The organism is Gorillibacterium massiliense, assembly GCF_000455485.1.
GTDB lineage: Bacteria > Bacillota > Bacilli > Paenibacillales > NBRC-103111 > Gorillibacterium > Gorillibacterium massiliense.
In genome coordinates this window covers 88869-114379 of the sequence record NZ_CBQR020000149.1, presented here as the reverse complement: position 1 = coordinate 114379, position 25511 = coordinate 88869, and the positions used below count along the sequence as shown (strand labels likewise).

The following is a 25511-nucleotide window of genomic DNA, read 5'->3' as shown; positions in this document are numbered from 1 at the left end:
AAGCAGGTGAAGAATTGTTTCGCGATCTTCTGATTAACGGCTCCATTTTGGTTTCCGGCCTCTTTCTGATCAATCCATTGCTAAATAAAATCATCAAGCTGCGCAAAACCACAACGATCCTTCATTCTCTTTTGCAGGGGATTGGCTACGGTATGCTTGGCATGCTGCTGATGTATTTTACCGTTCATGTACAGGACACGAAAATCATCATGGATTTGCGGCTGTTGGTCGTCATTCTCGCCGTCATGTTCGGGGGGATGGTCCCGGCGATAATCGCCGCTGTGATGATTGGACTGTTCCGTTTGCTGTTTTTCCCAATCAGTAATTCCACTTATTTTGCGTTAACCATATTGGTTCTCCTACTTTCCCTCAGCATTCTCATCCGGAAAAAATGGCGGGTTACCCCGTGGAAGCAAAGCACCGCCATGATCATGCTGAACCTGGTAATGGGAAGTGTGCCGTTTCTTTTTCTTCTATCCAATACGAACGAGCTTAAACATGTTCTCGTCAATTTTTGGCTATTCACCGGTGTGATGGGACCGCTGGCATTCTTTTTCGCCCGTTATTTAGAACGCGCCGACCAGGATGCCCAGGAGCTACAAAAGAAACAGGCGGAGCTGGAGCAAATTTTCGATAACGTCGAAGCCGCCATCTGGAGCTTAAATCTGGCCACAGGGGAAGCGGTCTTCTCCAGCGGCATGGAGACGTTGACCGGCTATTCCCGCCGAGTCCTTACGCAAAATGCCTTCAACTGGCGGTCGGAGCTGCTTCGGCCCGAGACCACAGCCGAGCTGGAAAAAGGAAGCCAAGCCCTGCGCAACGGGCAGCGCTACAGCCTGGAAATCCAGTATACCCGTGCGGATGGAAAACCCATCTGGGTGCGGGAATCCTGCCGCCCGATCCATGACATGAGCGGCGAGGTCGTGAAGGTCATCGGGGCGATTTTTGACATTACCGCCATCAAAAAGACCGAGGTAGCCCTGAGGGAAAGTCGCAAGCATCTTGCCACAACCTTGGATAGCATCGGCGACGGCGTGATTTCTACTGATGCCACAGGCCGCATCACCTACATGAATCCCGTTGCGGAAAAGCTGTGCAATTGGGCGTGGAAGGAAGCGGTGGGGCAGCCCATCGAGATGGTCTTCCCCATCGTTCACGAAGAAACGCGGCAGCCGGTGACAAACCCTATTTACCAAGCCATCCAAACGGATTCCATCGCCACGCTGCCTTTTAATACAGTGCTGCTGCCAAAGGATGGACCGGAAATCCCCATCGACGACAGCGCATCGCCGATCCACGACGATGATGGAGTGATTCTCGGAGTGGTGCTCGTTTTCCGTAACGTCAGCGAACGTAAACGGTATGAAGAGGAAATTCGCCATTACGCCTTCCACGATTCCTTAACAGGGCTGCCTAACCGAAGGCTGTTCTATGATCGCCTGAAGATCTCCCTCGCCGGAGCAAAGCGTTACGGCCGGCGGTTAGCGGTTATATTCATCGACCTCGACCAGTTTAAGTTAATCAACGATTCCCTGGGCCACGACATAGGCGACCAGCTTTTGATTGATGCGGCTACCCGCCTGACCGCCTGCGTCCGTGAAGGAGATACCGTTTCCCGCCTGGGTGGCGACGAATTCACCGTCATCCTCGAAGGAGCCAATCTTGACGAAACCGAAGCGGTGGCAAACCGGATCAAAAAGAGCCTGGGGCGGAAATATCACCTGAACGGCCATGAATTTTTCTCCACCCCCAGCATCGGTATCAGCTTCTACCCGGAGGACGGGGATGATGAAGAAACCCTGATCAAAAACGCGGATACCGCCATGTACTATGCCAAAATCAACGGGAAGAACCAATACCGCTTTTTCACCCAGGAAATGAACGAAACCGTCCAATATAAGCTGGAGATCGACAAAGGTCTCCGCAATTCCCTGGAAAACGACGATTTCCATCTGGAATATCAACCGAAGCGTAAGCTCGAGGATGGCAGCATCACCGGGTTCGAAGCACTGCTGCGCTGGAGCCATCCCGAATGGGGACCGGTGCCGCCGGACAAGTTCATCCCCATTGCCGAAGAAACCAGCTTGATCATCGATATCGGTGCCTGGGTATTGCAGCATGCCTGCCGCCAGCTTCGCAAATGGTTGGACGCTGGAGTCGCCGTAGGTCGGATGGCGGTGAACTTGTCCGTGAAGCAGTTGCAGGACAAGCATCTTCCTGATCTGGTTGCCACCATTTTGCAGGAGGAAGGCCTTGAGCCCACGCATCTGGAGCTGGAGATCACCGAATCGGTTATGAAACATCACGACCAGGTTATCGGCATTTTGCAGAGGTTGAAGGAAATGGGCGTGTACATCTCCATCGACGACTTTGGCACCGGGTATTCGTCCCTCAGCTACTTGAACCGGCTGCCGATCCACGCCCTCAAAATCGACCGCTCGTTCATCCGGGATATTTTCATCAACAACACGGATGCCGAGATCGTCACAGCCATCATTACCATGGCCAAGAGCCTGCACCTGACCGTCATTGCCGAAGGCGTCGAAACGAAAGAACAAATGGACTTCTTAAAATCCAACCGCTGCAACGAGGTCCAAGGCTACTTCATCGGCCGCCCGGACCGCCCAGAGAAAATTGAGCAGCAGTTTCTGCTGTGACAAGAAGAGGCTTTTCCCTCCTATTGCGGAGAGAAAAGCCTCTGTGCTACAATGAGTAATGCTGCGTTCCCGTAGCTCAGTAGGATAGAGCGACAGTTTCCTAAACTGCAGGTCGGAGGTTCGAATCCTCTCGGGAACGCCATTTTTATGCCCATTTTTAGGCATAAAAGAGTTCCCGAGAGGCTGATTCGAACCGGTAGAGGTTCGTCGGAGCATCCGCTTCGTTAGCGTTGCTTCGCAGTCCGCCCCTCAGGGGCGGTATCGATCGGGAACGCCATTACATTCGACGGAAGCCCTTGATATTTTAGGGTTTTTATTTTTGTGTAAAAAACTTATTCCAAGCCCAGAAAGTGGTTTGGGAACGGGTTTTCACGCTGCATTTGATTAATTTAAATCCGTCGGCGAATCCCTCCGAAGTTTACCCAGCAGTTCCCCAACATACTCCGTCAATTTGATGCTTATCTCCGCTCGCATGACGCCCCTGTAGTTTGAATTGATAGAAATTCATAAATCGGCTTGGAATTAGGTGCTTGATCACCAAATCGCATATGTCGTGTAAAACATCCAATCCTACTATGTAATTCAGCATATGCTGTACCATGTTTGCGGAAAGGAGAGGTGAAAAAGCATGTCATACGGTTGCGTCCCAGCAACAGGAGGCGGATCAATCTCTGCTTTTGTTCTTGTACTATTTATTCTGTTGGTTATCATCCTTGGAACCTTTGTTATTTAAATTGTATTGTCATCCAACAAAAAAGCCCCGCCAGCCTAAGCTAGCGGGGTTTTGTTATGCTATCCGCCTCTAATCTGAGTGTCAAAACGATCTAATCGGAATAGAGGTTTTTTTATGTTTATTAGCCCGATGTTACTCGAGACTGCGCCAGGTCCCTTTTCAGAAAGGTATAACCCATTTTCAAGCATAAAGAGAGTCGCCGAGAGGCCGATTCGAACCGATAGAGGCTCGTCAAAGCCATCTCCTCATACCGCCAAAAAAATGATTACCCCCACCAGCGCCCAAAAAGGCAACACCATTAATGTCCCATAAAACATACCGCGGGCCAAGCGATATTTCTCTTCATTTATTGTGCCGGCATTCCATGCAAGGATATTCTTCATATGGATCATCTGCTTTCCTTAATAAGCTAAGAGCACTTGTTGGAATATAAGCCTCGGGAACCCACTCCACTTTGGCAAAGCAATTTATCGATTAGTGAAAGCTTGTCGGACCAACTTACAGGATTACTATAATGCAACTTTTCAAATGAAACGGTGATTTTTACTACTATCTATAAACAATTATTCCAATTTATCGACGGAAATCGCAAAAAGATGAAGATACGCGTAAGCAGTCCCGGAAATTTCAAGCCTCACTTCATCCTTGGCCACAATCGGAAAAAGGTTGCTCCCCACTAGAGCCGTACTACACAAAAAGAGCCCCCGTCTGGAGGCTCCTTTCGGTGAAGCTTCTAGTCCATCATCCGTTCCCAGATGACACTCCCGTGCGCTCAGAAGCAGCCGGGATTCAAGGTTTCTTAGTAAGCAATCGTCCGGAGAATGATGACCAGCAAAACAAACAGTACCAAAATGAAAGCAATGCTGCTACCAAATGCCGGTACTCCGCAACCAACGCCACCTGCGTATCCCATGGTTATTTGCTCCTCTCTGTTAGAGATACCGTATTGTACGCAGAGCAATTGCCTGAAGATTGGACGCTTGCCGGGTGACATTCACCCATAAATGGATGCACCCCTTTATGCTGCGCCATTTTTCAGCCTTACGGGTTGTTGATGACCTTCGTATGTGCATCATTGAAATAATACGTTGTAGAAGCCCCTAATACTTTCCACTCCTTATCGCGAAAAGCAAGCTTGAACGTACGGTCGTTCTCATAGTCCGACGCCGGTGGTGCCTCCGAATAAGTATTGTTATACGAAATCCCGTTATCCAAATTCCGCGCATCCACCGAAACGCGATACCCGTCGCTATTCTCTTGAAGATCGAAGCTGTCCAGATCGAAGGTAATACTTTTGCTGGTTATGATCACGCGGTCCCCCGCTTCCTTGCTCTCGTTGATGGAATCGGTAAGAGACATCGCCCAATCAGCGTCTACATTCTTTAATTGAGAGGGGTCAAAGCTTGTGTAAGCAAGAGCCCAGCTCTTGTAAAAGCTCGCCACCGCCGCCATGATCTGATCCTTCACTTCAGCCGAGAGCGGGTTAATTGTCAAAGTATTATACATTTGATCCACGACAACCTCGTCCGACTTCATTTTACCCCATGGAAACAGCACTTCAGCCACCGCCTTATGCGTCCCGTCATAAGCGATCGGTCCGATTGCTTTCCCCTCCCTCACCAACGATGTCACGTCCTTGTCGTCCAGATAATAAACGGCTGCCCCATCATAATTAGTCTTCAGATAAACGAAATCACCTGGCAGGTTCAAGGTAAGCTGGGCATGCTGATCGGCCATTGAAAATAAATCAACGCCCTCTTCCTTGTCAAAGCTCGCAAAATCGCCGGTATAAGTCGCCTTCACTTTATGCAGGCCGGGAAGCAGCCCTTCCACCTCTTGGGTGCCATATTCACCCTTGACCGTTCCGACCTGAACACCATCTACATAAATCGCGGTATTCTCCAAATTCGTGGTTACGCTCAGCCGGTATGGCTGCAGCTGCAAAACATAACGGTCATAAAGCAACAGCGATTTTCCCTGTTTTTTCAGAGTAAGCAGAGTATTCGTCTGGCCTTCGCCAAACAGCTCGTCCAAATCAAAAACCGTCTTCTTGCTTTTCCCCTTCGAATCCATTTGTTTGGACTGAGCCTTCAAGCTGGTCATCAGATCGCTTAAGAAGGATGGATAATTTTTATTTGCGCTGATCAAGCTCTCCGCCATTTTCTTTCCGGTTATCCCTTTGTCATCCGTTACCAGCATGTGCTCCAGCTTGCCGCTATCCCCTGCCTTAACCGCAGCTTCAAATTGGTGCAGCATCCGATCTTTATCCGACAACGAGGCTCCTACCATATACAAGCCTACTAAAATAATAACAGCCGCAACGATCCCACCTAGCCACCAAATCATTTTCCGGTTGATAGGCTTCCGAGGTGTTCTAACAACTGCCTGCGGTACCGTGATGAAATCAGCGGCATCGTTTTCTACCTTCGTTCCGCACTCGGGGCAATACAAGCTTTCAGGCGGAAGCGCGCTCCCGCAATGGTTGCAATATCCCATGTCAAACCTCCAAGCTTAATCGTACTTCCATCAGAAATTGACGCCAAACGTATCCTGCATCGAATTGATGAAAGAGTGTACCATGTAGTTGCCGAACAAAGATAGCACAATCCCGATGCCGACGAACGTTAACAGTACCACGTAAAACGAGTCGAGCCCGCCCTCGCTGTTGCGCTTGAAGCTATATGCAGTAATCACAATAGCGATCAGAACGCCGAGCATCCCTAAACCGCTCAAGGATGATGCGACCTTTAGGAAAAAGTTGGCATGAAGCAGCGAAATCACGATGGCCGCAGCCATCAAAACTGTAGGTATCACAAGGAGAGCGCCAAAACGGGCGACCGCCTGTTTATATGTAATTTGCACTTTTCCCAGGTAGAGCACGCCCATGATGATCAGCGCAACCAAAAACAAAAAGAGCGCATAAAAAACAGCCGGCCTCGCTACAACCGTGCCAAATGAAACCTTCACCTCAAAAATGCCCTGAATGCCGCTGATCACCTGTTTCAGCAAACTAAACGTAAAGAGAGGCGTAAGAATCGAAAACAGTACGAAGGTAATGACTGCGTTAGTAAAAGTCCCTCGACTGGCACTCATGCCGACTGCCGCAGGCTTCCGTAATGCATCCCGAACAAAATGCAGGTACGTCACCGCACCTTCTTTTACTGTTTGCACAATATCGTTTGCCACATTAGGTTGAGGCTGCACTTGAACTTCCGAAGCGCTCCAAGGTTTGTCCGTCCCCAACTCTCCGGCAGGTACGCCAACGGTAACTGGACCGTCAACTGCTTCTATACCTTCCGATCTCATCGCACTATCAGCTGCTGGTGTCTTTTCAAACCGCGTACCGCATTTAATACAGAAATTCCCTCCCTGATTTAAATACCCACAATGCGTACATTCCATGAACATTCCTCCCTTATGGTTTTATTTACAGATACAGGATAATTCATTAGTCTCAGGGTGTCTGTGAAATAAGTAGTATAAATATCCATATTTCGCCATGGTTCTGCAAAAAAACGGCCCTAACCGGGACTATCATCCGATCAGGGCAGATCTGCAGCCCTTATTTCGAAGGGGGCTTTCTTTTCACGATCCAACAACTGTGCTATACTACATATTACTTGTTTCTTTTATCCCATCGAGACGTGGCTCAGCTTGGTAGAGCGCTTGCTTCGGGAGCAAGAGGTCGCAGGTTCAAATCCTGTCGTCTCGACCATACCTTCATCAACGATTCGCAGCCTGTGGCTGCGATTTTTTCATGCCCGCAAATGGATCTGGTATAATGCAAAAAGAAAAACCCGGATGCAGCCAATCAGGCTGTAACCGGGTTTCCTTGTTGCAAGATGCGCTTATGCTACCACCTGGCTGTAATCGAACTTTCTCCCGGAAGGGTATACTGGAAAACGCCTCCGTCTGCCGCCACCTCGATGGTTTTCGCTTCCGCCGTGCGATTGGATGCAATCAGCGCCTTGGACTCATCGGGATTAAGGAACGCCACGGTTTCCAGTTCATCGAAATAATGATCGGATTCGACGCGCCTAGCGCCTGGCTGCACGAATTTGCTGATATGTCCCATAGTGTAATAATCAAGGTTGTAGATGATCTCGCCCGTTTCCTGCACGATCTTCACCACGCCCCGGCAGGTGCTGTGTGGCAGCACCGTCGGCCCGTTGACTTCATCCAACGCCACGTTCCACCAGACAACGGACTTGCCCCAGTTCCGGGGGACGGCGATGACGTTGCGCATCTGATCCAGATAAGCCGTGCGGAAGGGTGGTATCCATTCGCCTCCTGAGGCTTCGGTGAACCATGCGCCTTTTTCCGGGAACGCGTCGTGAACGAGGGACATCGCATCCGGATTGCCGCCGTAAACATGCCACGCCACCCCAGCGACATATTGGGCCGCTTCCGGGTCTTTCAATATCGCCAGCGGATGGGACGGTACGTCCCAATTATGGTCGTAGCACATGATGAGGGCATGAATACCTGCTCGCCGGAAAGCCGGGCCCAGATAGTCGCGGATGAACCGCAGCTCCTCCTCCGGCTTCATCACCATGCCAGGGTAGTGGCCTGGGCCGTAGCCCGGCTCGTTTTGTACCGTTACCGCAAAAATCGGAATCCCTTCCGCTTCATAAGCCTGGATGAACTTGACGAAGTACTCGGCATAGACGCCATAGCACTCCGGACGCAGCGTCCCGGTGACCATGTGACCCGACGTCTTCATCCAACCCGGGGCGCTCCACGGAGAAGCCATTACTTTGATCTGCGGATTGATGGATAGCGCCTCTTTCACCGCCGGAATCACATAGTCCCGGTCATGGTCGATAGAAAAGCGCGCCAGCGCAAAGTCCTCCTCACCATCCGGCAGATCGTTGTAGCTGTAAATCTCGGTCGTATAATCCGTAGCGCCCATAGGCTGGCGCAGCATGGTCATACCGATGCCTTCCGCGGGGTCGAACAGCTTCCGCATCATCATCTTGCGTGCTTCTTCGCCTAGACTCTTCACCGCCAAATAAGCTGATGCGTCCGTAAAGGATGCGCCAAAGCCATCCATCTCCTGATATTGCCGCTCTGGATCGACCCGAACGGTGTAATCCGCCGGAGTGGCGACTGTCGCTCCATCCACAAATTCCGCATCCTCCTGCCGAGCCAACATATGCTCCTGATCTACTGTCGTCAGCCATATTTCCGCTTTTCTCTTCACTCCCGCATCAACCTCCGCTGCAAAATAAAGGCGGGCCGCGCCGCCCGAACCGAAGGAATGCCTTCTTCCGGCCAGGTCGTCGGTCCCGCCATGATCTTCCTTATTTAATTCCCTTAGCGTCGCAGTAAGCGTTCACTTGCTCCTGCACGTATTTCATCAATGCATCGATGCCTGCTGATTTCAGCTTGTTTTGATAGGTCTCCAGCGCTTTATCTACGTTAGGTACGAGACCCATCATGAGCGGACGGCCGTACTGTTCGTACACTTGGTTGACGGCGGCCAATTGAGATTTCACCGGCTCATAGTCCATCAGGATCGGTTGGAAAATATCCGGACGGGAAATCTTGCTGAATTCCTCTTTCATCGCGTCTTCTCCAGCCCAGCGGTTGGCAGATGGGTGTTCGTTTTTGGTGGTTCTCCAACCCCAGCTAGCAATGCCATAGGCGGTAACCTTGGCGGGATCTTGACCCGGAGCCGGCGAGATGATGCTGTTGTCAGCCTGGAACGCATAGTTACGGCCTTCGATGCCATAGGTCATCAAGTTGTAATACTTCGCGTCGGAGCGGATTTTTTCCAGTACCATCAAAGAACGCTCCGGATTGGCGGCGCTTTTCGGAATGGCCATACCGTTGTTAATGCCCAGGTTCGGCGTTACATAGTTATGGAAACGGCTGAAGGGGAAGTACGCGCCCTCGATGCCTTTGTGATTCTTCTCCAGGTCAGAGATAAAGCCCGCCGCTCCCGGAGCGTTACGCCAATAAACGGCACCTGTATTAGTCTTGATAAAATCGCCGGCTTCCTGCTTGGAGGAAAGGGTGTTGGAATTCCAATACCCGTTATCGGCCCAAGTCTTCATCCGTTTTGCCCACTCCGCGAATTCAGGAGTGAAAGGATACGCTACCACATCGCGCGGTGTATCATAGCCTTTGGACACGATAACTTTGCTGTCGCCGCCGATATTTTTGAAGTCATAGTAATCATGGAACAACGTGTTGACTTCGTTCCAAGCGCTGCCGTTGATCGGCGTTACTTTTTTGCCCTTCTTCACGCCGTCCAAATATTTTTCGATGCTGTCCAAATCGGTGATTTCCGGCAGGTTCAACTCTTTGCGCCAATCTTCCCGGTAAACGATCCCGTTTGGTGTATATTCCGGAAAAGTGCTGGGAATGGCATAGACTTTTCCGTCAATGGTAACGTCTCTCCAGTCATAATCCGGCACTTCTTTGAAGGTTTGCGGAGCGTACACGGGAAGCAGATCCTTCAGATCGAGGAACGCGCCTTGCTTGGCATATTTAAAGAAGTCAGCCCAAGAGGAAGCGAAGATCATATCGACTTTTTCTCCCGAGGCGAGAAGCAGATTGTATTTCGTTTGCCACTCGTTCCAAGTCGTGAAGTTCAGCTTAACGGTTGCATTCAAATCTTGTTCCAGCATCTTGTTGAATTCTTCCATGACCTTTGGCGTATCCGTGTGAGCGTCGCCTACCAGGTACCAGTTCAGTACGACTTTTTTGCTGATGTCCGGGCCGGTTGAAGGCGCTGCCGTTTCCGCTGCCTTTGTCGCTGCCGGTGCTTTGGACGCCTCCGGAGCCTTCGTTTCCTTGCTCTCATCCTTGGTGCCGCCGCATGCTACAATCAGCGTGCTCACAAGTGCGAAGGTGAGGATCAATGAGAATACCTTGCCTAGTTTTTTACTCAAGTTTACTCCCCCATCTTGATTAATTGGATATATTAGCCGGTTTCCCGGGTCTAACCTTTGACCGCTCCGATAGTCAGCCCTTTGACGAAATATCGCTGTACAAAGGGATACAGGAGAATGATCGGGCCTGTGACGACTATGGCCACGGCCATTTTCAACGTTTCCGCCGGCGGCTTGACATCGGCCGCCAAATTCAACGCGACGTCCGTTTTCAACACGGCGGCGCTGGCCAAAATTTTATAAAGAAGGAATTGTAGCGGATATTTGGCCTCGGTGGTGATGAACACGTTGGCGGAGAACCAATCATTCCAGTAGCCCAGTCCCATGAACAACCCGATGGTGGCAAGACCCGGAGTGGACAGCGGCAAAATCAGCTTGAGGTAAATGAGGAAATCTCCGGCGCCGTCGATCTTGGCCGACTCCACAATGGAATCGGGAATCGATTTCATGAAATTTTTCATCAAGATGATATTCCAAGCGCTCATCAGCCCGGGAACGACAAGAGCCATATAATTGTCCTTCCAACCCAGGTTATTGACGATCAAGATATACCAAGGAATCAGACCGCCACTGAACAGCGTTGTAAAATAAATGAAGAAGGACAAGGAATCCCGATATTTAAAGTCCTTTCGGGAGAGCACGAAGCCGGCCATGGAAGTAAGAAATAATCCGAGGGCAGTCCCGATGACAGTGACGCCGATACTGACTTCGTACGCTTTAAAAATCTGTTGCGGACGTTCGAATACTTTGGAATACGCCTCCCATGTAAAATGACTGGGCCATATCCGGAAGCCGTCGCGGATGACGTCTGTTTCCACCGACAGCGAGCCGGTAATGATAAGCCAGAACGGCAAGGCGCAAAGCAAAGTCAGCAGCGAAATGAACACATACCCGATGATATTGAAAGCGATCGTGGAACGCTCTGCACGTATTTTCACGGTAAACCTCCCTCCTAGAACAACGCGTAGTCTTTTTGAAATCTGCGAACCACCCAGTTCACAGTAAGAACAAGGCAGAGGCCGAAGAAGGATTGATACAAACCGGCAGCCGTCCCCATGCCGATATCAAAGTTAACAGCGAGTGCTCGATAAACGTAGGTGTCGATAATATCCGTGGAATCGAACAGCATCCCATTGTTGCCGATGATTTGGTAGAACAGATCGAATTGCCCTTTCAAAATCCCGCCAAGGGCCAGCAAGATCAGCAAGACGAAGGTTGGAATCAATAACGGGATCGTGATGTGCCGAATCCGTTGAAAAATATTCGCTCCATCGATTTTCGCCGCTTCGTGGTACTCATCGCTGATCCCTAGAATGGCGGCCAAATAAATGACCGTTCCATAGCCGATCCCCTTCCAAACGTGGAAGAAGACGATGATAAATTTCCAAGGAGCGGTATGCATATAGAAGTCGTAAGGCTGAGCGCCGATCATCCTCAGGAATCCGTTCACCGCGCCGGTTTCAAAGCTGAACAGGTTGAACACGAAAGCGCCGACAAGAACCATGGAAATGAAGAAAGGCAGGAACATGACTGATTGGGCGATTTTCTTGAACCATTTCCCCACCATCTCACTCAAGAAAATGGCGCAGATCAACTGCAGCAAATTGCCTAGGAAAATAAAGGCCAGGTTATAGAGCACCGTGTTCTTCGTCAATTTCATCAAAACACCGGATTCAAACAGAAACCGGAAGTTATCTATCCCGACAAATGGGCTTTTGAACAACCCGCCGTCAAAGCTGAAGTTCGTGAACGCGTAGTAAACGCCAATCATAGGGAAGTAACTGAATACAACGAAGAAAATCAGCGCAGGCAAAATCATGAGGAACAAAACCTTGTTCTTTCGCAGCTCTCTAAAAAAACTGGACATAGACTTCTCCCCTCTAACCGATAATAAAAACTGCTTTCCTAGTCCTTTTTATGTAAGCGCATGCAACTCCTTCTAATTATGATATCGATTTCAAATTGTTAGTCCATTCAGCAAAATCTACAGCAGGAAAGTCACGAAAACCACCAATTTGCAGATATTAAGCTCGAATTGTGAAATCGATTTCTTTTGGTAAATGAATTTTTTGTAGAAATACACCGAAATAATGGCGATATTTTCGAAGATTATCAACACACTAAATTGAAATCGATTTCAATTCTTCTGAATGTATTATAAAATAGACGGAATCAGAAAATCAAGATGGATTTTCAAAAAATGAAGCCGTCGCGAAGGTGTTATCTCGTCTTCGTTTTCATGTGAAATCGATTTCTTTTTATTTTAGTGAATAGCAGCGGAAATTCTTTCAATTTCGGTCAAATTTAATGATTTTTTCCGACTATATATTGAAATCGATTTCACGGTGTATTATAGTATATATTATAGTTATCGGGTTAAAGAAATCAGGATAGGTCGATGATAAAACGTGGATATTAAAATCGTAGATGTCGCTTCAAAAGCGGGGGTTTCTCCAGCTACCGTCTCCCGCGTCCTGAATAAGGCCAACAACGTCACGCTCAAAACGAGAACCAAAGTCATGGAGGCTATCCAGGAACTGGGGTATCACCCCAATGCCGCCGCGAAAAACTTGCGTTCCCAGCGTTCCATGGCCATCGGCGTAATCGCCCAGGACATCAATAGCGCCTATTTTACCGAGATCATCAAAGGCGTGGAAAACATGGCTTACGCCCAGAAGTACAAGGTGATCATTTGCGACTCGGAAAATCAAAGGGACAAGGAACGGGAATATCTCAACCTGCTGATGGACCGTACGATTGACGGCGTCGTGCTTATCGCCCCGCTGATTTCCGATGAGGAAATATGCCAGATTGCAGACAAAGGGTACTCCGTCGGCATCATCGGGCGGAATATCAATCATGAGAAGATTCCGTGCGTCTTTACGGACAACGTGAAATTTTCCCAGCAGGTCGTGCTCTACTTAATTGAAAACGGCCACCGGGACATCGTCTTCATCAGCGGCTACGCCGAGTCTACCGACAGCTATGAGCGCCTTGAAGGCTATTTGAAAGCACTCAGAGACCGGCAAATTCCATTCCGTCCTGAGCTCTTGGAAAACGGGGATTTCAACGAGGACGGCGGTTATGAGGCGATGAAGCGCCTTTTTGCCAAAAATGCTCACTTCACAGCCGTTTACTGCGCCAACGATGAAATGGCTCTAGGTGTCTATAAGGCCTGTGCCGAGCGAAATATCCGCATCCCGGAAGATCTGTCCGTCATCGGCGTCGACAATAACCGGATCAGCAAATACATTACGCCGACATTAAGCACCGTCAATCAACCGAAGTATACCATGGGCGCGATTTTGACGGAAAAAATGATCGATCAGATGAACGATGACGTGCATCATGATAAACGTGTGTTTGTCGTGGACTCTGAAGTGATCATCCGCGACTCCTGTAAACCCCTGGGCGAATAACCAGAAAAATTTCTTTGCTTTCGCTCCAGTCTGTGCTATACTATTTTTCGCTGGTCCTAAATGGACTATCGAGACGTGGCTCAGCTTGGTAGAGCGCTTGCTTCGGGAGCAAGAGGTCGCAGGTTCAAATCCTGTCGTCTCGACCATAACCTTACAAACCAATCGCAGTCTTTCGGCTGCGGTTTTTTTATGTCCGCAAAAGCTGCTCCGTCTAGATGAAGAAGCTGCTGACTAGCTCTTCCACATTCTTATTATCATAAAGCCGGATTACTTTTTTCCTGTATCGTTGCAGCTTGGTTTCAAAGTTCATTTGGTTCGATAAACGTTTTGCCAAAGTCGTTTTACCGCTGGCTACGATTCCGATTATGAGGATTTTTTTCATAGCGGGCTCCTTAGAAAACAGTGCGGGAAGAGAAAAGGCTACAACGATAATATCGTCATAGCCTTACCCGTCGCAACTTAATGTTCGGCGATTATCGGATTAATTGAAGCAGCTCGGATGCGTCCGCCTTGTATGCGGGATTAAACTCCGACGATTTCATGTAACCGACGAGACTGGAGAGGAACTGCCTGCCTTCCGGCGACTCTCCGGCTTTTTCCGCATCCAACGGGCAGATGAGCAGCTTGCCGTTTCCGACGCGGCACTCCAGCAGGAAGCCGAGTTTGTGATTCCGTTCGAAATTATCGATCGTTTGGACGATGGGGCTCCATTCGCGGTCCGTCCCGTCCAAGATGAGCGATTTCGAATGGGACACGATATTCCACCAAGGATAGGTGGAATGCTCCTCACTGGGGAAATCCTGGAGCGCCGGATGCGCCTTATCGATCAGAAGACCGAGGGTACCTACCGGAATCGGACGGTTCATGCTCTCAGAGATGGAGCGGAACATCGGGTAACACCAGAAGTCGGTGCAGTATGTTCCTTCGATGGCATTGGTCAAGCTCTCGGGGTTTGGCATGAGCAGCACGTTCTCCCCTTGCTCCAAGAGAGCCATCGCCTCACTGGAAAGCTCCGTAAACCGGTGGATGCCGTCCAAGCCGGTGTCGGTTTTTTGCGGATAGATCCAGAGATCATAGGCCTTGCGGACATCGGTCCCGGCAATTTGCAAGGATAGTGTCGCTTGCGTCATACGATCGACTGCCGGCAGTTCGATGACGAGGTCGCAAATATCGATGTAGTTCGCGCCCGCCGGGAAGCCTGCATTGGTTACACCGGCCGCCAAAGTTTCCGAACCGGCAGCCAATTGCCACTGTAGATCAATTCGCTCAAGAGGCTGGCTTCTGTACCAAGCCAACTCGACATGGGCATCGAAGCGCTCTTCGGATACATAGTTAAACCGCTCAAACCGCGCCAATAGAACAGCGTCGCTGCAGAAGGTGCGCCATTCTTCGGAAGTGACCAGCCCTTTTGAATCCATGAAGGCGTCTAGGATGCCGACCAGCGCCGTCCCCTGCCCACTGAAATCCTGCAGGTCCAACAGCTGGAAGCCCGCCAGACGTCTGGACCGGAAAGCAGCCTCCAGCTCTTCCTTGTAGCAGTCCACCGCCAAGTGCCCGGAGGCCTTAAAGTATGCGTTGGCAAGGTGCCCCAGCCCTTTTTCCTCCAGACGCTCCCGGAATATTTTGAAATTCTCTGCTTTCAGAGAACCGGTATATTTCTCGATTTCCGCGTAATCCGGGTACATCGCATATTGTCCGATCTCATGGGAGACTACCGGCACCTGAGGAATCCACTCTCCCGCAGCATCATCAGCCTTTACAGTCTTGGCTTCCGTGCCGTATTGAATCTGCACCGTGGCGCCTTCCGTTCCGGCTGCCTCGTTCTCTCCACGCCCTTGATAAAAATCGGGAGGAACGATCTGAGCGTCATAGTCCATCATCGTCCCCGGCAGATCCATTTGAACATGACCCTGGGGAGCGTCGCACATGGCGTAGGAGCCCCGGAACAAACGGTCGCGGGTAAAGCGTACCCCGCTGAAGAAATCATCGTGGGGAAGCACCTCTGGAACCCATTGATGGTTATTGGAACCTTGGGTGTAGAGAGGTCTGCTATCGAATTCCTTATAGGCTTTCAGGATTGCATCGATTCTTGGCCGGCTGCCCCACAGCTCGTTACCCAGCGACATCATCACAAAGGACGGATGATTCCCGAAGGACTGCAAAATGGCATAGCCCTCGCTCACCAAATAATCCTGTTCCGCCTGGTTATGGTTCTCATCGCCTTCTTCGGTGATCGTACCCCAGAACGGCAGCTCTGGCTGCATATAGATACCCAGCATATCCGCTGCGGTAAAGGCCGCTTCCGGCGGGCAGCAGGTGTGATACCGGTAATGGTTGATGCCGTAGGACTTGGCGATGCCGAGGATACGCAGCCATTCCTCCACGTCGGTTGGCGCATAGCTGGTCAGCGGGAAGATAAGCCCGTCATGCTTGCCGCGAAGAAAAGTCCGGTTTCCATTGATGGTGAACTTATCCCCGGCGGTTTTGAATTCCCGCAGACCGAAGATCAGCTCATGCCGATCCAGAACCTCTCCCGCCGCGTTTTTCAAACAAACCTTCAGCTTGTAAAGGTTCGGCTCAAGGTCACTCCATAGCAGCGCGTCTTGGCCCAATTCGTAGGTAAAAGAAACGTCCCGGTCAGAGAGAACATGCTCTCTTTCGGCGACAGTATGCTTCGTATTGCCGTTCCAGCTAGCCGCCGATACGACCGCGGTCACCCCAGTCTCTCCCTCTAGATTGGCCGCAATGGTAACAGACCGGTCCGCGAGGTTCGGAGTCAACCGAATGTCGCGTAAATACGATTCGCCGAAAAATTGCAGCTCGATGCGCCCCGTAATCCCGTTCCAGTTAGTCTGCGTGTCCGGCGAGGTCAAGTGGCCGCCTTTTGTCGGGTAATCGGTATTATCCACGCGTACGGTGATGGTCTGCCGACCGCTTTGAAGGTAACCAGTCAACTCGTAGAGATGGGGAGCGTTCAGGCTGTTCCGTGAACCGATCTCCCGGCCGTCTACCCAGACGGTGGTCATGCGGGTTCTCTCCAAATAGAGAAAACATGTCTTGCCTGCCAACTCCGCGGGAATCTCCACCTCTTTTGCAAACCAAGCGTATCCTTCAAATTTGTAGCTGTCGGTCAACGATCCGACCAACGCTTCCTCGTTCTTCGCTCCTTTGCGGGCATGAGATGTGGTGTTCGGCAGCAGAATAGTGTCGGTAAAAGGAAGCGAAGACCCTTTTTTGCCTTCGTCCAGTTGCAGCATCCATTCGCCTTCCAAGTTGATTTTCTTTAACATTAGTATCACTCCTACTCCTATTCTCCTGAAACTTGTCTATTTACGAGGAATAATGATAGTCCCGGTACTCTTGGGGCGTCGTTCCCGTCCATTTTTTGAACAGGAAAGTGAAGTAAGCCGCCGTTTGAAACCCGACCTGCTCCGCCACCTCGTACACCTTGATGCTTGGGTCCCGCAGCAGCTCCTTGGCCTTGTTCATCCGCGCCTCCTGCACGAAGTCGGAGATGGTCCGGCCCATTTCTTTTTTGAAAAGAACGCTCAGGTAGCTGGAATTCAGATGGAACTGTTCGGAAAGCTGCTTCACCGTTACGTTATCCTGCAGATTCTCCTCCAGATAACGGGCGACCTTTTGGATTAAATGATGCTGCCCGGCGGTTTGATCCTGCTCCTTCAATCGGGATACCTGCATGAGGTAGTCCAGGACGACTCCCCGTACCTCCTCTGTACCGGTGCAATTGATCAATTTCTGCCACATCAGGACATTCATTTCAGCATCGGACTCTTTCGCCTGCTTTCCTTTTCGCGCCAATTCGCTGAGCAGCCCCATGCCGAACGCCTGAACGTAGGAAAACGATACGGGCTGCCTTTCCAATATCCTCTCCAGTGCATGATCCAAGTAAGCAGCGGCTTTCTCATCCTCTCCGCCATTCACCAGCTTGACGATTTCCGGAATGTATTCCTCCCGCAGCCGAAAATCATGGTACTCGTTCATATCGAACCGGTCAAAATGCAGGATTTGCCCGTTCCCCGCCATTCTAGCCCCGGCCATCATGTGCCGCACTTCTTTATAAAGCTGCGGGATATCCGGCCATGTTCGGCATTCCCGGCTCACCCCCACGGTGACGGAAGCGTTATGCTGCTCCTTGAGGACATCCTGCACGAAAGCAAGCTGTTTTTCAAGTTTCACCCGGTCCGCGGGAGTCGCGTTAAGCAGAATAACCGCCGCTTCGTCCGCTCCCGTTTTCCCGATATACGTTCCGGGATACCCGGACATGACCAGCTTTACGGCATTCAGGAGCGCCTCGCTGAGCACGATCCGTTCCTTGGCATCCTGCGGTCCGGTGGGGAATGGACGGTCATATCCGAAAAGGAAGAGCGTGGCCCGCCATTCTCCCTCGGGCAGATCAAGCAAACGGCGCCAAGAGTCCAACAAATCGTCGCTATGGATCCAGCCGTCGATCAGATCCTTGACGAACCTTTCCTGCAGCACATCATAGCTTTCGGTTACTTTCTCCCTAAGCATGACGGTCTCCTGCTCCATCCGCTTCTTTTTTTCCAAGGAGTCCCGAAAAGCAACCAGTTTCTCTTCCAATTCCTCCGTCTTGATGGGCTTTAAAACATACGACTTCGCCCCCAGATGAATGGCTTCCTGGACGAATTCGAATTCGTCGTACCCGCTGATCATCACCGTCTGCAGCGACGAAAATTTGGGATAGTCCGATCTGCACTTGGCGAGCAGCTCGATGCCCGTCATGCCGGGCATCGAGACGTCTGTGATCAGGACATCGACATCCGCTTCCGCCAATACGGCGAGAGCCTCATCGCCCGAACGGGCGGTTAAAGGCGGCTCGTATCCTAGCGCAGCCCAGCGGATATGGTGCACAAGACCTTCAATCTGCATTTGTTCGTCATCGACAATCAATGCCCTCATGATGCCCCTTCCCCTCTCTGAATGCCGGGACTTTCCTCGCAAACGGGAATCCGAATGGTCACCATCGTCCACTCTCCCTCCATGCTGTCCACTTCCAGGCGGCCTTCCGGCCCGAAATAAAGCGTCAGCCGATCGCGGATATTATTCATGCCGAAGCCGTTCCGGGTGCCGGTATACGTTCCGTTCCGCAGCTTCTCCAGCTTCTCTTTATCCATCCCTTTGCCGTTATCGAAAATTTGAAATTGAACGGTATCCCCAATCCGCCCAATCGTGATCTGAATAAAGCCGTCCCCTCGATTCGTAATGGCGCCGTGCAGGTAGCAGTTTTCCACGATCGGCTGCAGAACGAGCTTAATGGTATAAAAATCCAAAACCTCAGGTTCGATCTCCCATTCCACAAACACTTGGCCGGGATAGCGTAATTGCTGAACCTCCAGATAAGCCTTCACGTGCTCGATCTCGTCACGGATCCTCGTCACGTTCACCTTGTTGTGGAGCGCAAGCCGGTAAAACGTCGTCAAAGCGTCGATCGTCCGAATCTGCGCGTCATCCTGTAAATCCATAGCCCGCCAACGGATCAGGCTGAGCGAGTTATAGATAAAATGGGGATTGATCTGCGCTTGCAATGCTTTGAATGAAAGCTCGCGTTCCTTGAGTATAGCTTGGGTCTGCTCTTCCACCAAGAGCCGCAGCCGGCTCGACATGGAGTTGAACATCACTTCCAGCTCGCCCAGCTCGTCGTCATCCCGGTTTTTCACGGTGGCGTCGAAATACCCCTCGGAAATGTCCGTCATCCGGCTTCCCAGCTTGCGAATCCGCCAGATGATGTTCTTCAGGAGAACCCGGATCAGAAAGACAGAGAGCAGCAGAAAGAATAAGATGCCCCCCACAAAAGAATACAGAATCCGTGTGGATTGCTCCTCCAAACGGTCGAGACGGACGAGAGCGGCAACGGTCCAGCCCGAACGGATTTCCTGGGTAATGAGCATCCTGCCGTTTTCCGCTTGCGCCGTCTCTTCCGGGCTGTGCCAATACCGGCCCAAGGAAGATGAGATCAGGCTGCTGCCGATTTCACCCGGTACCGAGGAAGCGATGATCTGTTTGTTTTCGTCCACGATGTACAAGTCCCCGGCGCCGTCAAAAGGATGCTTGAAGGAATCCGCGAACACTTCGTTATAGTTGAGCAGCAGATACACGATGCCGTAAACATCGCCGTATGTATTCAAGATTTTATGGGAGACGACCAGCCGCGTCTTGTCGTCAGCGGCATTGGTCCACAGCAGGATTTCCGGCCTGGCGAGTCTATCCGCATACCATTCGCGTTCGACCATCCCCGAGAGCATGCGCCCCTCCGGTTTCCATAAAAGTCCGCCATCCTGAACCAGCGTATCGTTGGTATGATAGATGCGGAAATTTTCGATACCCGGCAAATATTTGCTCGTAAACAAAAAGGAGCGATCCACGTACTCGACTGTACCCAATTGGTCGTAAATATCCGCGTAATCCCGGGACAACCGGGAGATGAGTTCGCCGTCTGTAGCGGTTCGAGTAGCCAAAAGATCATAGCTTTCCTTGCGGAACTCGATGCTTTGGGCGCTCTGCCGGACCGCTTCCTTGACGGTCAGCATATAATTACCCCGCACGATATGCAGCGTCATATAGCCGGCGCCGGCCCCGAGCAGTACTGTCGGCAGGAAGACGATAAGGCAGTAAAGCAGCACGATTTTGCTCCGCAATTTCATGGATCGGGTCATATGAATGATCCATTTTTCCAAACGGTGACTCACTTTCATAAGCCCTCCCCGAAAAATTGCAAAGGGAGCACGCCCCCAGTGGGGCTGCTCCTTCGCCTCTTACTTTTGAGTGCTAGCCTGGTAAACCTCTTGCCATTCCTGCTTCACTTCGCTCCAGTGTGCGCGTTTTTCCAGCGCATCCTGGAAGTCCTTCCATGCGGCATCGAAAGACGCGTCGTCTTTAGCCATCAGCAGCTTGCCCCGATATTCCTTGCGGATGTTTTCCAGCTCGGGCGAATACTTCTCCCACAAGCCGCCTTGCTTCATACTGATTAAATCATAGGGTTGGGCAACACGTACAGCACCCATTTTACCGACTTCCGCGCTGTACTGCATCGTTTTTGCAGCTCCCGCTTTGTTGATATCTGCCGTCATCCACCAAGGGTACCACTCGTTGCTGTAAGACGAGGTCATATACAGTTCGGGCGTCACCTTCGATTTCTGCGCGGGGTCACCGGAATTACGGGCTGTTTTATACGTTTCGTCGGTGAACTTCCATTTGCCCAGAGGCTGGTCGACCCAGTTCCAATACAGCCCCGCCGGACCTTCGTTGACCACCTGCTGCTGTTCTGGTTTTGGCGAAAGCGTATAGTCGAAGAACTTGAGAATCGCTTCGAGGTTTTTCGTCTTGGAGCTGATGTAGACGCCGTATTGCGGATTCGGGTTGATGACTTGGTTGATGCCGACCTTCTCTACCCCTGGAACTTTAGGGTAAGGAATTGGTTCATAATACCAGCCAGGCGCCGTCGGACCGTCCAGCGTCTCCCAAGTGGAAGTATCGATGTTCCAGAAGGTGCCCGCGTTCATCGCCACACGGCCGGCCTTGTTCTTTTCCTGATATTGCTCCTTCTTGTTGGTTACGACTTCGGGATCGATCAGCTTTTCCCGGTACAATTTGTTCATCCACTGGAAGGCGGCTTTGTAGTTAGGATCGTCGTAGGCGAAGACGAAATTATCACCCTTTTTCTCGACGCCCGTGCCGGCCGTCGTTACACCGAAGGCGGTGAGAATGGCTTCTTCGTCGCTCCAACCCAGCGTATCGTTGGGGTCCATCAGGAAGGAGAGAGGAAGCAGATTTTTGCCGGATGCGTCCTTTTGCTCCGCCGCTTTTTTCAAGAACGTCTCAACGCCGTCGATGGTGGCCAGATCCGCTTTGGTCATACCCGTTTTTTCCAGCACGTCCGTCCGCACCATCCAGGCGATCGAAGACCAGCCCGGCCACGGGTTGTCAGGATTTTGGTCGAACCAGGTGGGAATGAACCAGATGTGGCCGTCTTTATCCTTCAATTTATCCAAGTACTGCTTTGGAATGGAAGCGAGCCCCGGGTATTTGTCCGGCATATCGAAGTACTGCTCGACGGACATGATTTGTTTGGAGCGGTTCATGGCGCTCTTGACCGTATCGTTCAGGCCGAAAATCGCCGCATCCTCAAAACCGCCGGTGTTGATTTTCAGATTGAGCGCCGTCATCGCGTCGCCTTGGGTCGTTTCCAGCTTCACGTCCACACCGGGCTCTTTTTCCTTCCAATACTTCTGCACCAGACTGTCATTGTTGATAGTCGCTGTCCAGCCCAGCCACAGATTGAAATCTGTTGAACCGGCGCCGCCGCTTGCGGCTGCTGTTCCCGCCGGTTCACTGCTGTTTTTCGCAGTGCCGCCAGAGCCGGAGCATGCCGCCACCGTAAGCATGGCCGCGATAGCCAAAGAGGCCATGCCCGCTTTTTTGATCTTCAAGTTGAATACCCCCTATTCGGAATCGATACTTTTGCAAATCCGGTATATAGTCGGTTACCCGAATACCCTGAAATTAGCCTTTCACGGAGCCGATCAGCACGCCCTTGACGAAATACTTCTGCAAAAACGGATACACGCACAGGATGGGCAGGGCGCTGACCATGACGACAGCCATCTTGATGGACATGAGCGTGATGTTCTTCAATTGGGAACTGCGGGCCAACGCTTCCTGGTTATTGTTCGAACCGAGTACGGAAGACAGGTCCGAAGCCGAAAGCAGCTGCTGCAGGAAGGTCTGCACCGGAATCAGATTCTGCTTGGTGACATAGAAAGCGCCGGCGAACCAATCATTCCAGTGTCCCACTGCCGTGAACAGCCCTAGCGCTGCAAGCATCGGTTTGGATAGGGGCACGATGATCTGGAACAATACCCGCACCGGACTGGCTCCGTCCAGTTCCGCCGACTCCACAAGCGCTTCCGGAATGCCCTGGATGAATTTCAGCATGACGAACATATTCCAAACGGAGAAGAGTCCCGGAAAAATATACACCCAGAACGAGTTGATCAGTCCCAGATCGTTCAGCTGAATGTAGAACGGAATCAATCCGCCGTTGAACAGCATGGTCAGCAAAATATAGCTGAGAATCCCTGTCCGGAAAGGCAGCCCGCGGTAGGACAAGCCGAAGGAGACCAGAAGCGTGACGAACAAGCCACCGACGGTGCCGAGCACCGTTCGGCCGATGGTTATGAGATACGAGTGGCGGATGACCTGATTGCCCAGTACGATTTCGTAATTGATAAACGTCAAACGGCGCGGCCACAAATACACTCCGCCTTTGGCTGCATCCACTCCGTCGTTCAGGGAGATGGCCAGCATGTAGAGAAACGGATATAGGACCGAAAGGCAAGTCAAAGCTAGCAGGATGACGATGACGAATTGGCCGATTTTTTCTCCTCTACTTATCCTCATGGCTTACCACAACCCTTCGCCGTTGATCGAACGGGACAAACGATTGGTCCCGACGACCAGGAGCAGGCTGATCAGCGACGAGAGCAAGCCCACCGCGGTCGCCATGCTGAAATAGCCTTGCTGTAACCCGCTGCGGAGAATATAGGTATCGAGCACGTCCGCGACCCCTTGGTTGGCCGAATTCATCAGCGGATAGATCTGATCCATGCCCACCGTAATCAGGCTGGGAACGCTCAAAATCAGCACGATGGAGATGGTTGGCAGGATACCCGGAAAAGTGATATGCCGGATTTGCGAAAGCTTCCCCGCTCCCTCTACCTTGGCAGATTCATAGAGCTGCGGATCGATGGTGGTGATGGCGGCCAAATAGAGGATCGTGTTCCAGCCCGTCTCCTTCCACAGTCCGCTGGCCACGATCATGGGCCGAAACCATTCCGTAGAACCTAGGAAAAAGATCGGATGACCGCCGGCTTTTCCAATGAGATCGTTAACCAATCCGCCGTCCAGGGTCAGAAAAGATTGCAGGATATACGCCACCACAATCCAGGAAAAGAAGTGGGGGAGATAGCTGACCGACTGCACGAAACGTTTGAACAGCGGCTGGGTCACTTCATTGATCAAAAGCGCCAGCAAAATCGGCGCGGGAAAGCCGAAAATGAACTTCAGCACTGAGATGTAGAGCGTATTTTTGACCACCGTTAAAAAATGCGGGTCCTGAAGGAAGCTGAAGTTATCCAGACCGACCCATTTGCTGGTCCAGATGGAGGTTCCGATTTGAAAATCACGGAATGCCACCTGAATCCCCGTCATTGGAATGTAGCTAAATAACAGCAGCAAGACGACTCCCGGCAATATCATCAGGTACTGCCACCGGTATTTATAAAGCTTGGCAAACAATCTGCATTCCCCCTCGATGTCTCTATCATAAAGGGAACCGGAAAGTACGCCTATACAACTATGATTGGATATCTATCGTTCTGATTGGATATTTTGAAACGCTTTCTTTTTTAATGGGGGTGGCAAAAGATATGCGTCGGAACAGACCGGAGATCCCCGTTATGCCGAGTGCGCCCGCATTCATGCCGAAAAAAGTCGCCGCTTCCCAGTTAGAGGCGACGACTCTTCCTATCATACCTTCTATTTAAATCAAGAGACAGGGAATGCCTTGCGGTGGAGATGTCCATGGAGTTTTTGATTGGCACAACGAGCGATTCCTGAGACGAATCGACAGAGAAGAGCCCTCCATTCATGGACTCTCCGGTTTTTACGCGTATGGTTTTTTCCGAATGCGCTCTTTATACTGGAATAAAAAAGCACTTGTGAGAAGCTTTTTTGTTTACTACGCAAGACTAGAAGTTGAAGTGTGGGATATAGGAGATGGCGACGGTGGCAAATATCAATGAGATTGCAAAACGCGCAGGAGTTTCCGTATCGACCGTATCGAGAGTCTTGAATCGCCATCCTTATGTATCCGAATCGAAGCGGGCAGCCGTACAGCACGTGATTGATGAAATGGACTACGCACCAAACCGCTCGGCCGTCGATTTAATACGGAAGGAAACGAGAAGCATCGGCGTGATTATGCCGTTCAATGACAATCAAGCCTTTGACCAACTGCTCCACGGCGTCCTTAATCGATCGGTCGAGCGCGATTATACCGTGACGGTTCTGCCTACGAAGTATGATCCAGAAAAAGAACTCAGCTACTTGGCGATGCTGAAAAATAAACAACTGGACGGAATCATCATTACTTCCCGTTCCAACGCTTGGAGTGCCATTGTGCCCTATGCCAAGTACGGAACGATCGTCGCGTGCGAATACACAGATCATCCTGAAATCGGCTGTGCCTACATGGACCGATATGCATCTTTTATAGACACGTTTCAGCTATTAAAGGATAAAGGGCATACGCGGGTCGCATTCATGACGGCAAGAGGAGAAGAAAGCAATAGCACGCAGTTGACGATAAAAGCGTACCGGCAAGTTTTCGGCAACCTGCCTTCGGCTTATCATATTAGGGATTGCTACAGCATTGATGACGGGGAAAGAGCAGCAAAACAATTGCTGGATTTGGAGTGTAGGCCAACCGCCGTTTATGCAAACGGCGACGAGGTCGCAGCAGGCATTTATCAGCACGCAAGGAGCATGCAGCTCAGGATTCCGGAGGATTTGGCGATCATCGGCCAAGAGAATCAGCCTGTTGGAATCGGGCTGCGCTTGTCTACGGTAGATCATCAATTGGTAAAAGTCGGCGAACAGGCTTTTGACCTTACCATTGAGAAATCAAAGGATAAGGTAGAGATCCCTTATCGCCTCATCATGCGTCAATCTTGCTATTGACCTGGAATGGATTTCATACTTTAGC

General features: G+C 50.9%; 18 protein-coding genes and 3 tRNA genes. 7 read left to right on the top strand and 14 right to left on the bottom strand.

The window, feature by feature from the left end; translation table 11 throughout:
- The first annotated feature begins 14 nt into the window (after positions 1-14).
- Positions 15-2657, top strand: a complete 2643-nt coding sequence (locus TJ79_RS20840; protein WP_052339826.1) for an EAL domain-containing protein — start codon at positions 15-17, stop codon at positions 2655-2657.
- A 65-nt stretch (positions 2658-2722) separates the two neighbouring features.
- A tRNA-Arg gene (locus TJ79_RS20835) sits at positions 2723-2799 on the top strand.
- A gap of 836 nt (positions 2800-3635) precedes the next feature.
- Here the strand turns inward: TJ79_RS20835 and TJ79_RS27385 are convergent.
- On the bottom strand, positions 3636-3773 hold the full coding sequence (locus tag TJ79_RS27385; RefSeq protein ID WP_155987975.1) for a hypothetical protein: 138 nt from the start codon (positions 3771-3773) through the stop codon (positions 3636-3638).
- A 341-nt stretch (positions 3774-4114) separates the two neighbouring features.
- Between TJ79_RS27385 and TJ79_RS27380 the strand changes: the two genes are divergently transcribed.
- The gene (locus TJ79_RS27380) at positions 4115-4381 is read left to right on the top strand and encodes a hypothetical protein (protein WP_155987974.1); all 267 of its coding nucleotides are present in this window, start codon (positions 4115-4117) and stop codon (positions 4379-4381) included.
- A 50-nt stretch (positions 4382-4431) separates the two neighbouring features.
- Here TJ79_RS27380 and TJ79_RS20830 read toward each other — a convergent pair whose 3' ends face one another.
- Both TJ79_RS20830 and TJ79_RS20825 read right to left on the bottom strand, forming a co-directional pair.
- Positions 4432-5886: a zinc ribbon domain-containing protein gene (locus tag TJ79_RS20830; protein ID WP_040952263.1), complete on the bottom strand. Its 1455-nt coding sequence runs from the start codon at positions 5884-5886 to the stop codon at positions 4432-4434.
- A 30-nt stretch (positions 5887-5916) separates the two neighbouring features.
- Complete coding sequence (locus TJ79_RS20825; RefSeq protein WP_040952262.1) at positions 5917-6792, bottom strand: zinc ribbon domain-containing protein; 876 nt, start codon at positions 6790-6792, stop codon at positions 5917-5919.
- A 236-nt stretch (positions 6793-7028) separates the two neighbouring features.
- Between TJ79_RS20825 and TJ79_RS20820 the strand changes: the two genes are divergently transcribed.
- Positions 7029-7105: transfer RNA gene (locus TJ79_RS20820), tRNA-Pro, on the top strand.
- A gap of 138 nt (positions 7106-7243) precedes the next feature.
- Here TJ79_RS20820 and TJ79_RS20815 read toward each other — a convergent pair.
- From TJ79_RS20815 to TJ79_RS20800, 4 genes are all read right to left on the bottom strand, one after another.
- Positions 7244-8593, bottom strand: coding sequence for a glycoside hydrolase family 30 protein (locus tag TJ79_RS20815; protein WP_238323091.1), 1350 nt, complete (start codon positions 8591-8593; stop codon positions 7244-7246).
- Positions 8594-8693: 100 nt separating this feature from the next.
- Entirely contained in the window at positions 8694-10289 is a 1596-nt protein-coding gene (locus TJ79_RS20810) for an extracellular solute-binding protein (protein ID WP_040952261.1), read from the bottom strand.
- A gap of 50 nt (positions 10290-10339) precedes the next feature.
- Positions 10340-11227, bottom strand: coding sequence for a carbohydrate ABC transporter permease (locus TJ79_RS20805; protein ID WP_040952260.1), 888 nt, complete (start codon positions 11225-11227; stop codon positions 10340-10342).
- 14 nt (positions 11228-11241) lie between these two features.
- Complete coding sequence (locus TJ79_RS20800; RefSeq protein ID WP_040952259.1) at positions 11242-12156, bottom strand: ABC transporter permease; 915 nt, start codon at positions 12154-12156, stop codon at positions 11242-11244.
- Positions 12157-12697: 541 nt separating this feature from the next.
- On the opposite strand from TJ79_RS20800, the gene TJ79_RS20795 reads away from it, so the two are divergent.
- Positions 12698-13708, top strand: coding sequence for a LacI family DNA-binding transcriptional regulator (locus TJ79_RS20795; protein ID WP_040952258.1), 1011 nt, complete (start codon positions 12698-12700; stop codon positions 13706-13708).
- 69 nt (positions 13709-13777) lie between these two features.
- Positions 13778-13854: transfer RNA gene (locus TJ79_RS20790), tRNA-Pro, on the top strand.
- Positions 13855-13919: 65 nt separating this feature from the next.
- On the opposite strand, the gene TJ79_RS27375 is transcribed toward TJ79_RS20790, so the two are convergent.
- The 7 genes from TJ79_RS27375 to TJ79_RS20760 form a co-directional block, all read right to left on the bottom strand.
- A complete protein-coding gene (locus TJ79_RS27375) occupies positions 13920-14090 on the bottom strand; it encodes a EutP/PduV family microcompartment system protein (protein WP_155987973.1) in 171 nt (56 codons plus the stop codon).
- A gap of 91 nt (positions 14091-14181) precedes the next feature.
- Positions 14182-16998 (bottom strand): glycoside hydrolase family 2 TIM barrel-domain containing protein, encoded by a 2817-nt coding sequence (locus tag TJ79_RS20785; RefSeq protein ID WP_040952257.1) that lies wholly within the window; start codon positions 16996-16998, stop codon positions 14182-14184.
- Between the two features lie 40 nt (positions 16999-17038).
- The gene (locus TJ79_RS20780; protein WP_238323090.1) at positions 17039-18649 is read right to left on the bottom strand and encodes a response regulator; all 1611 of its coding nucleotides are present in this window, start codon (positions 18647-18649) and stop codon (positions 17039-17041) included.
- Complete coding sequence (locus TJ79_RS20775) at positions 18646-20442, bottom strand: sensor histidine kinase (RefSeq protein WP_040952256.1); 1797 nt, start codon at positions 20440-20442, stop codon at positions 18646-18648. The genes TJ79_RS20780 and TJ79_RS20775 overlap by 4 nt, the downstream gene beginning before the upstream one ends.
- A gap of 60 nt (positions 20443-20502) precedes the next feature.
- Entirely contained in the window at positions 20503-22176 is a 1674-nt protein-coding gene (locus TJ79_RS20770) for a type 2 periplasmic-binding domain-containing protein (RefSeq protein ID WP_238323089.1), read from the bottom strand.
- A gap of 73 nt (positions 22177-22249) precedes the next feature.
- Positions 22250-23146, bottom strand: a complete 897-nt coding sequence (locus TJ79_RS20765) for a carbohydrate ABC transporter permease (RefSeq protein WP_040952255.1) — start codon at positions 23144-23146, stop codon at positions 22250-22252.
- A gap of 3 nt (positions 23147-23149) precedes the next feature.
- The gene (locus tag TJ79_RS20760; protein ID WP_040952254.1) at positions 23150-24043 is read right to left on the bottom strand and encodes an ABC transporter permease; all 894 of its coding nucleotides are present in this window, start codon (positions 24041-24043) and stop codon (positions 23150-23152) included.
- A 489-nt stretch (positions 24044-24532) separates the two neighbouring features.
- On the opposite strand from TJ79_RS20760, the gene TJ79_RS20750 reads away from it, so the two are divergent.
- Positions 24533-25486, top strand: coding sequence for a LacI family DNA-binding transcriptional regulator (locus TJ79_RS20750; protein ID WP_040952252.1), 954 nt, complete (start codon positions 24533-24535; stop codon positions 25484-25486).
- The last annotated feature ends 25 nt before the right edge of the window (positions 25487-25511 follow it).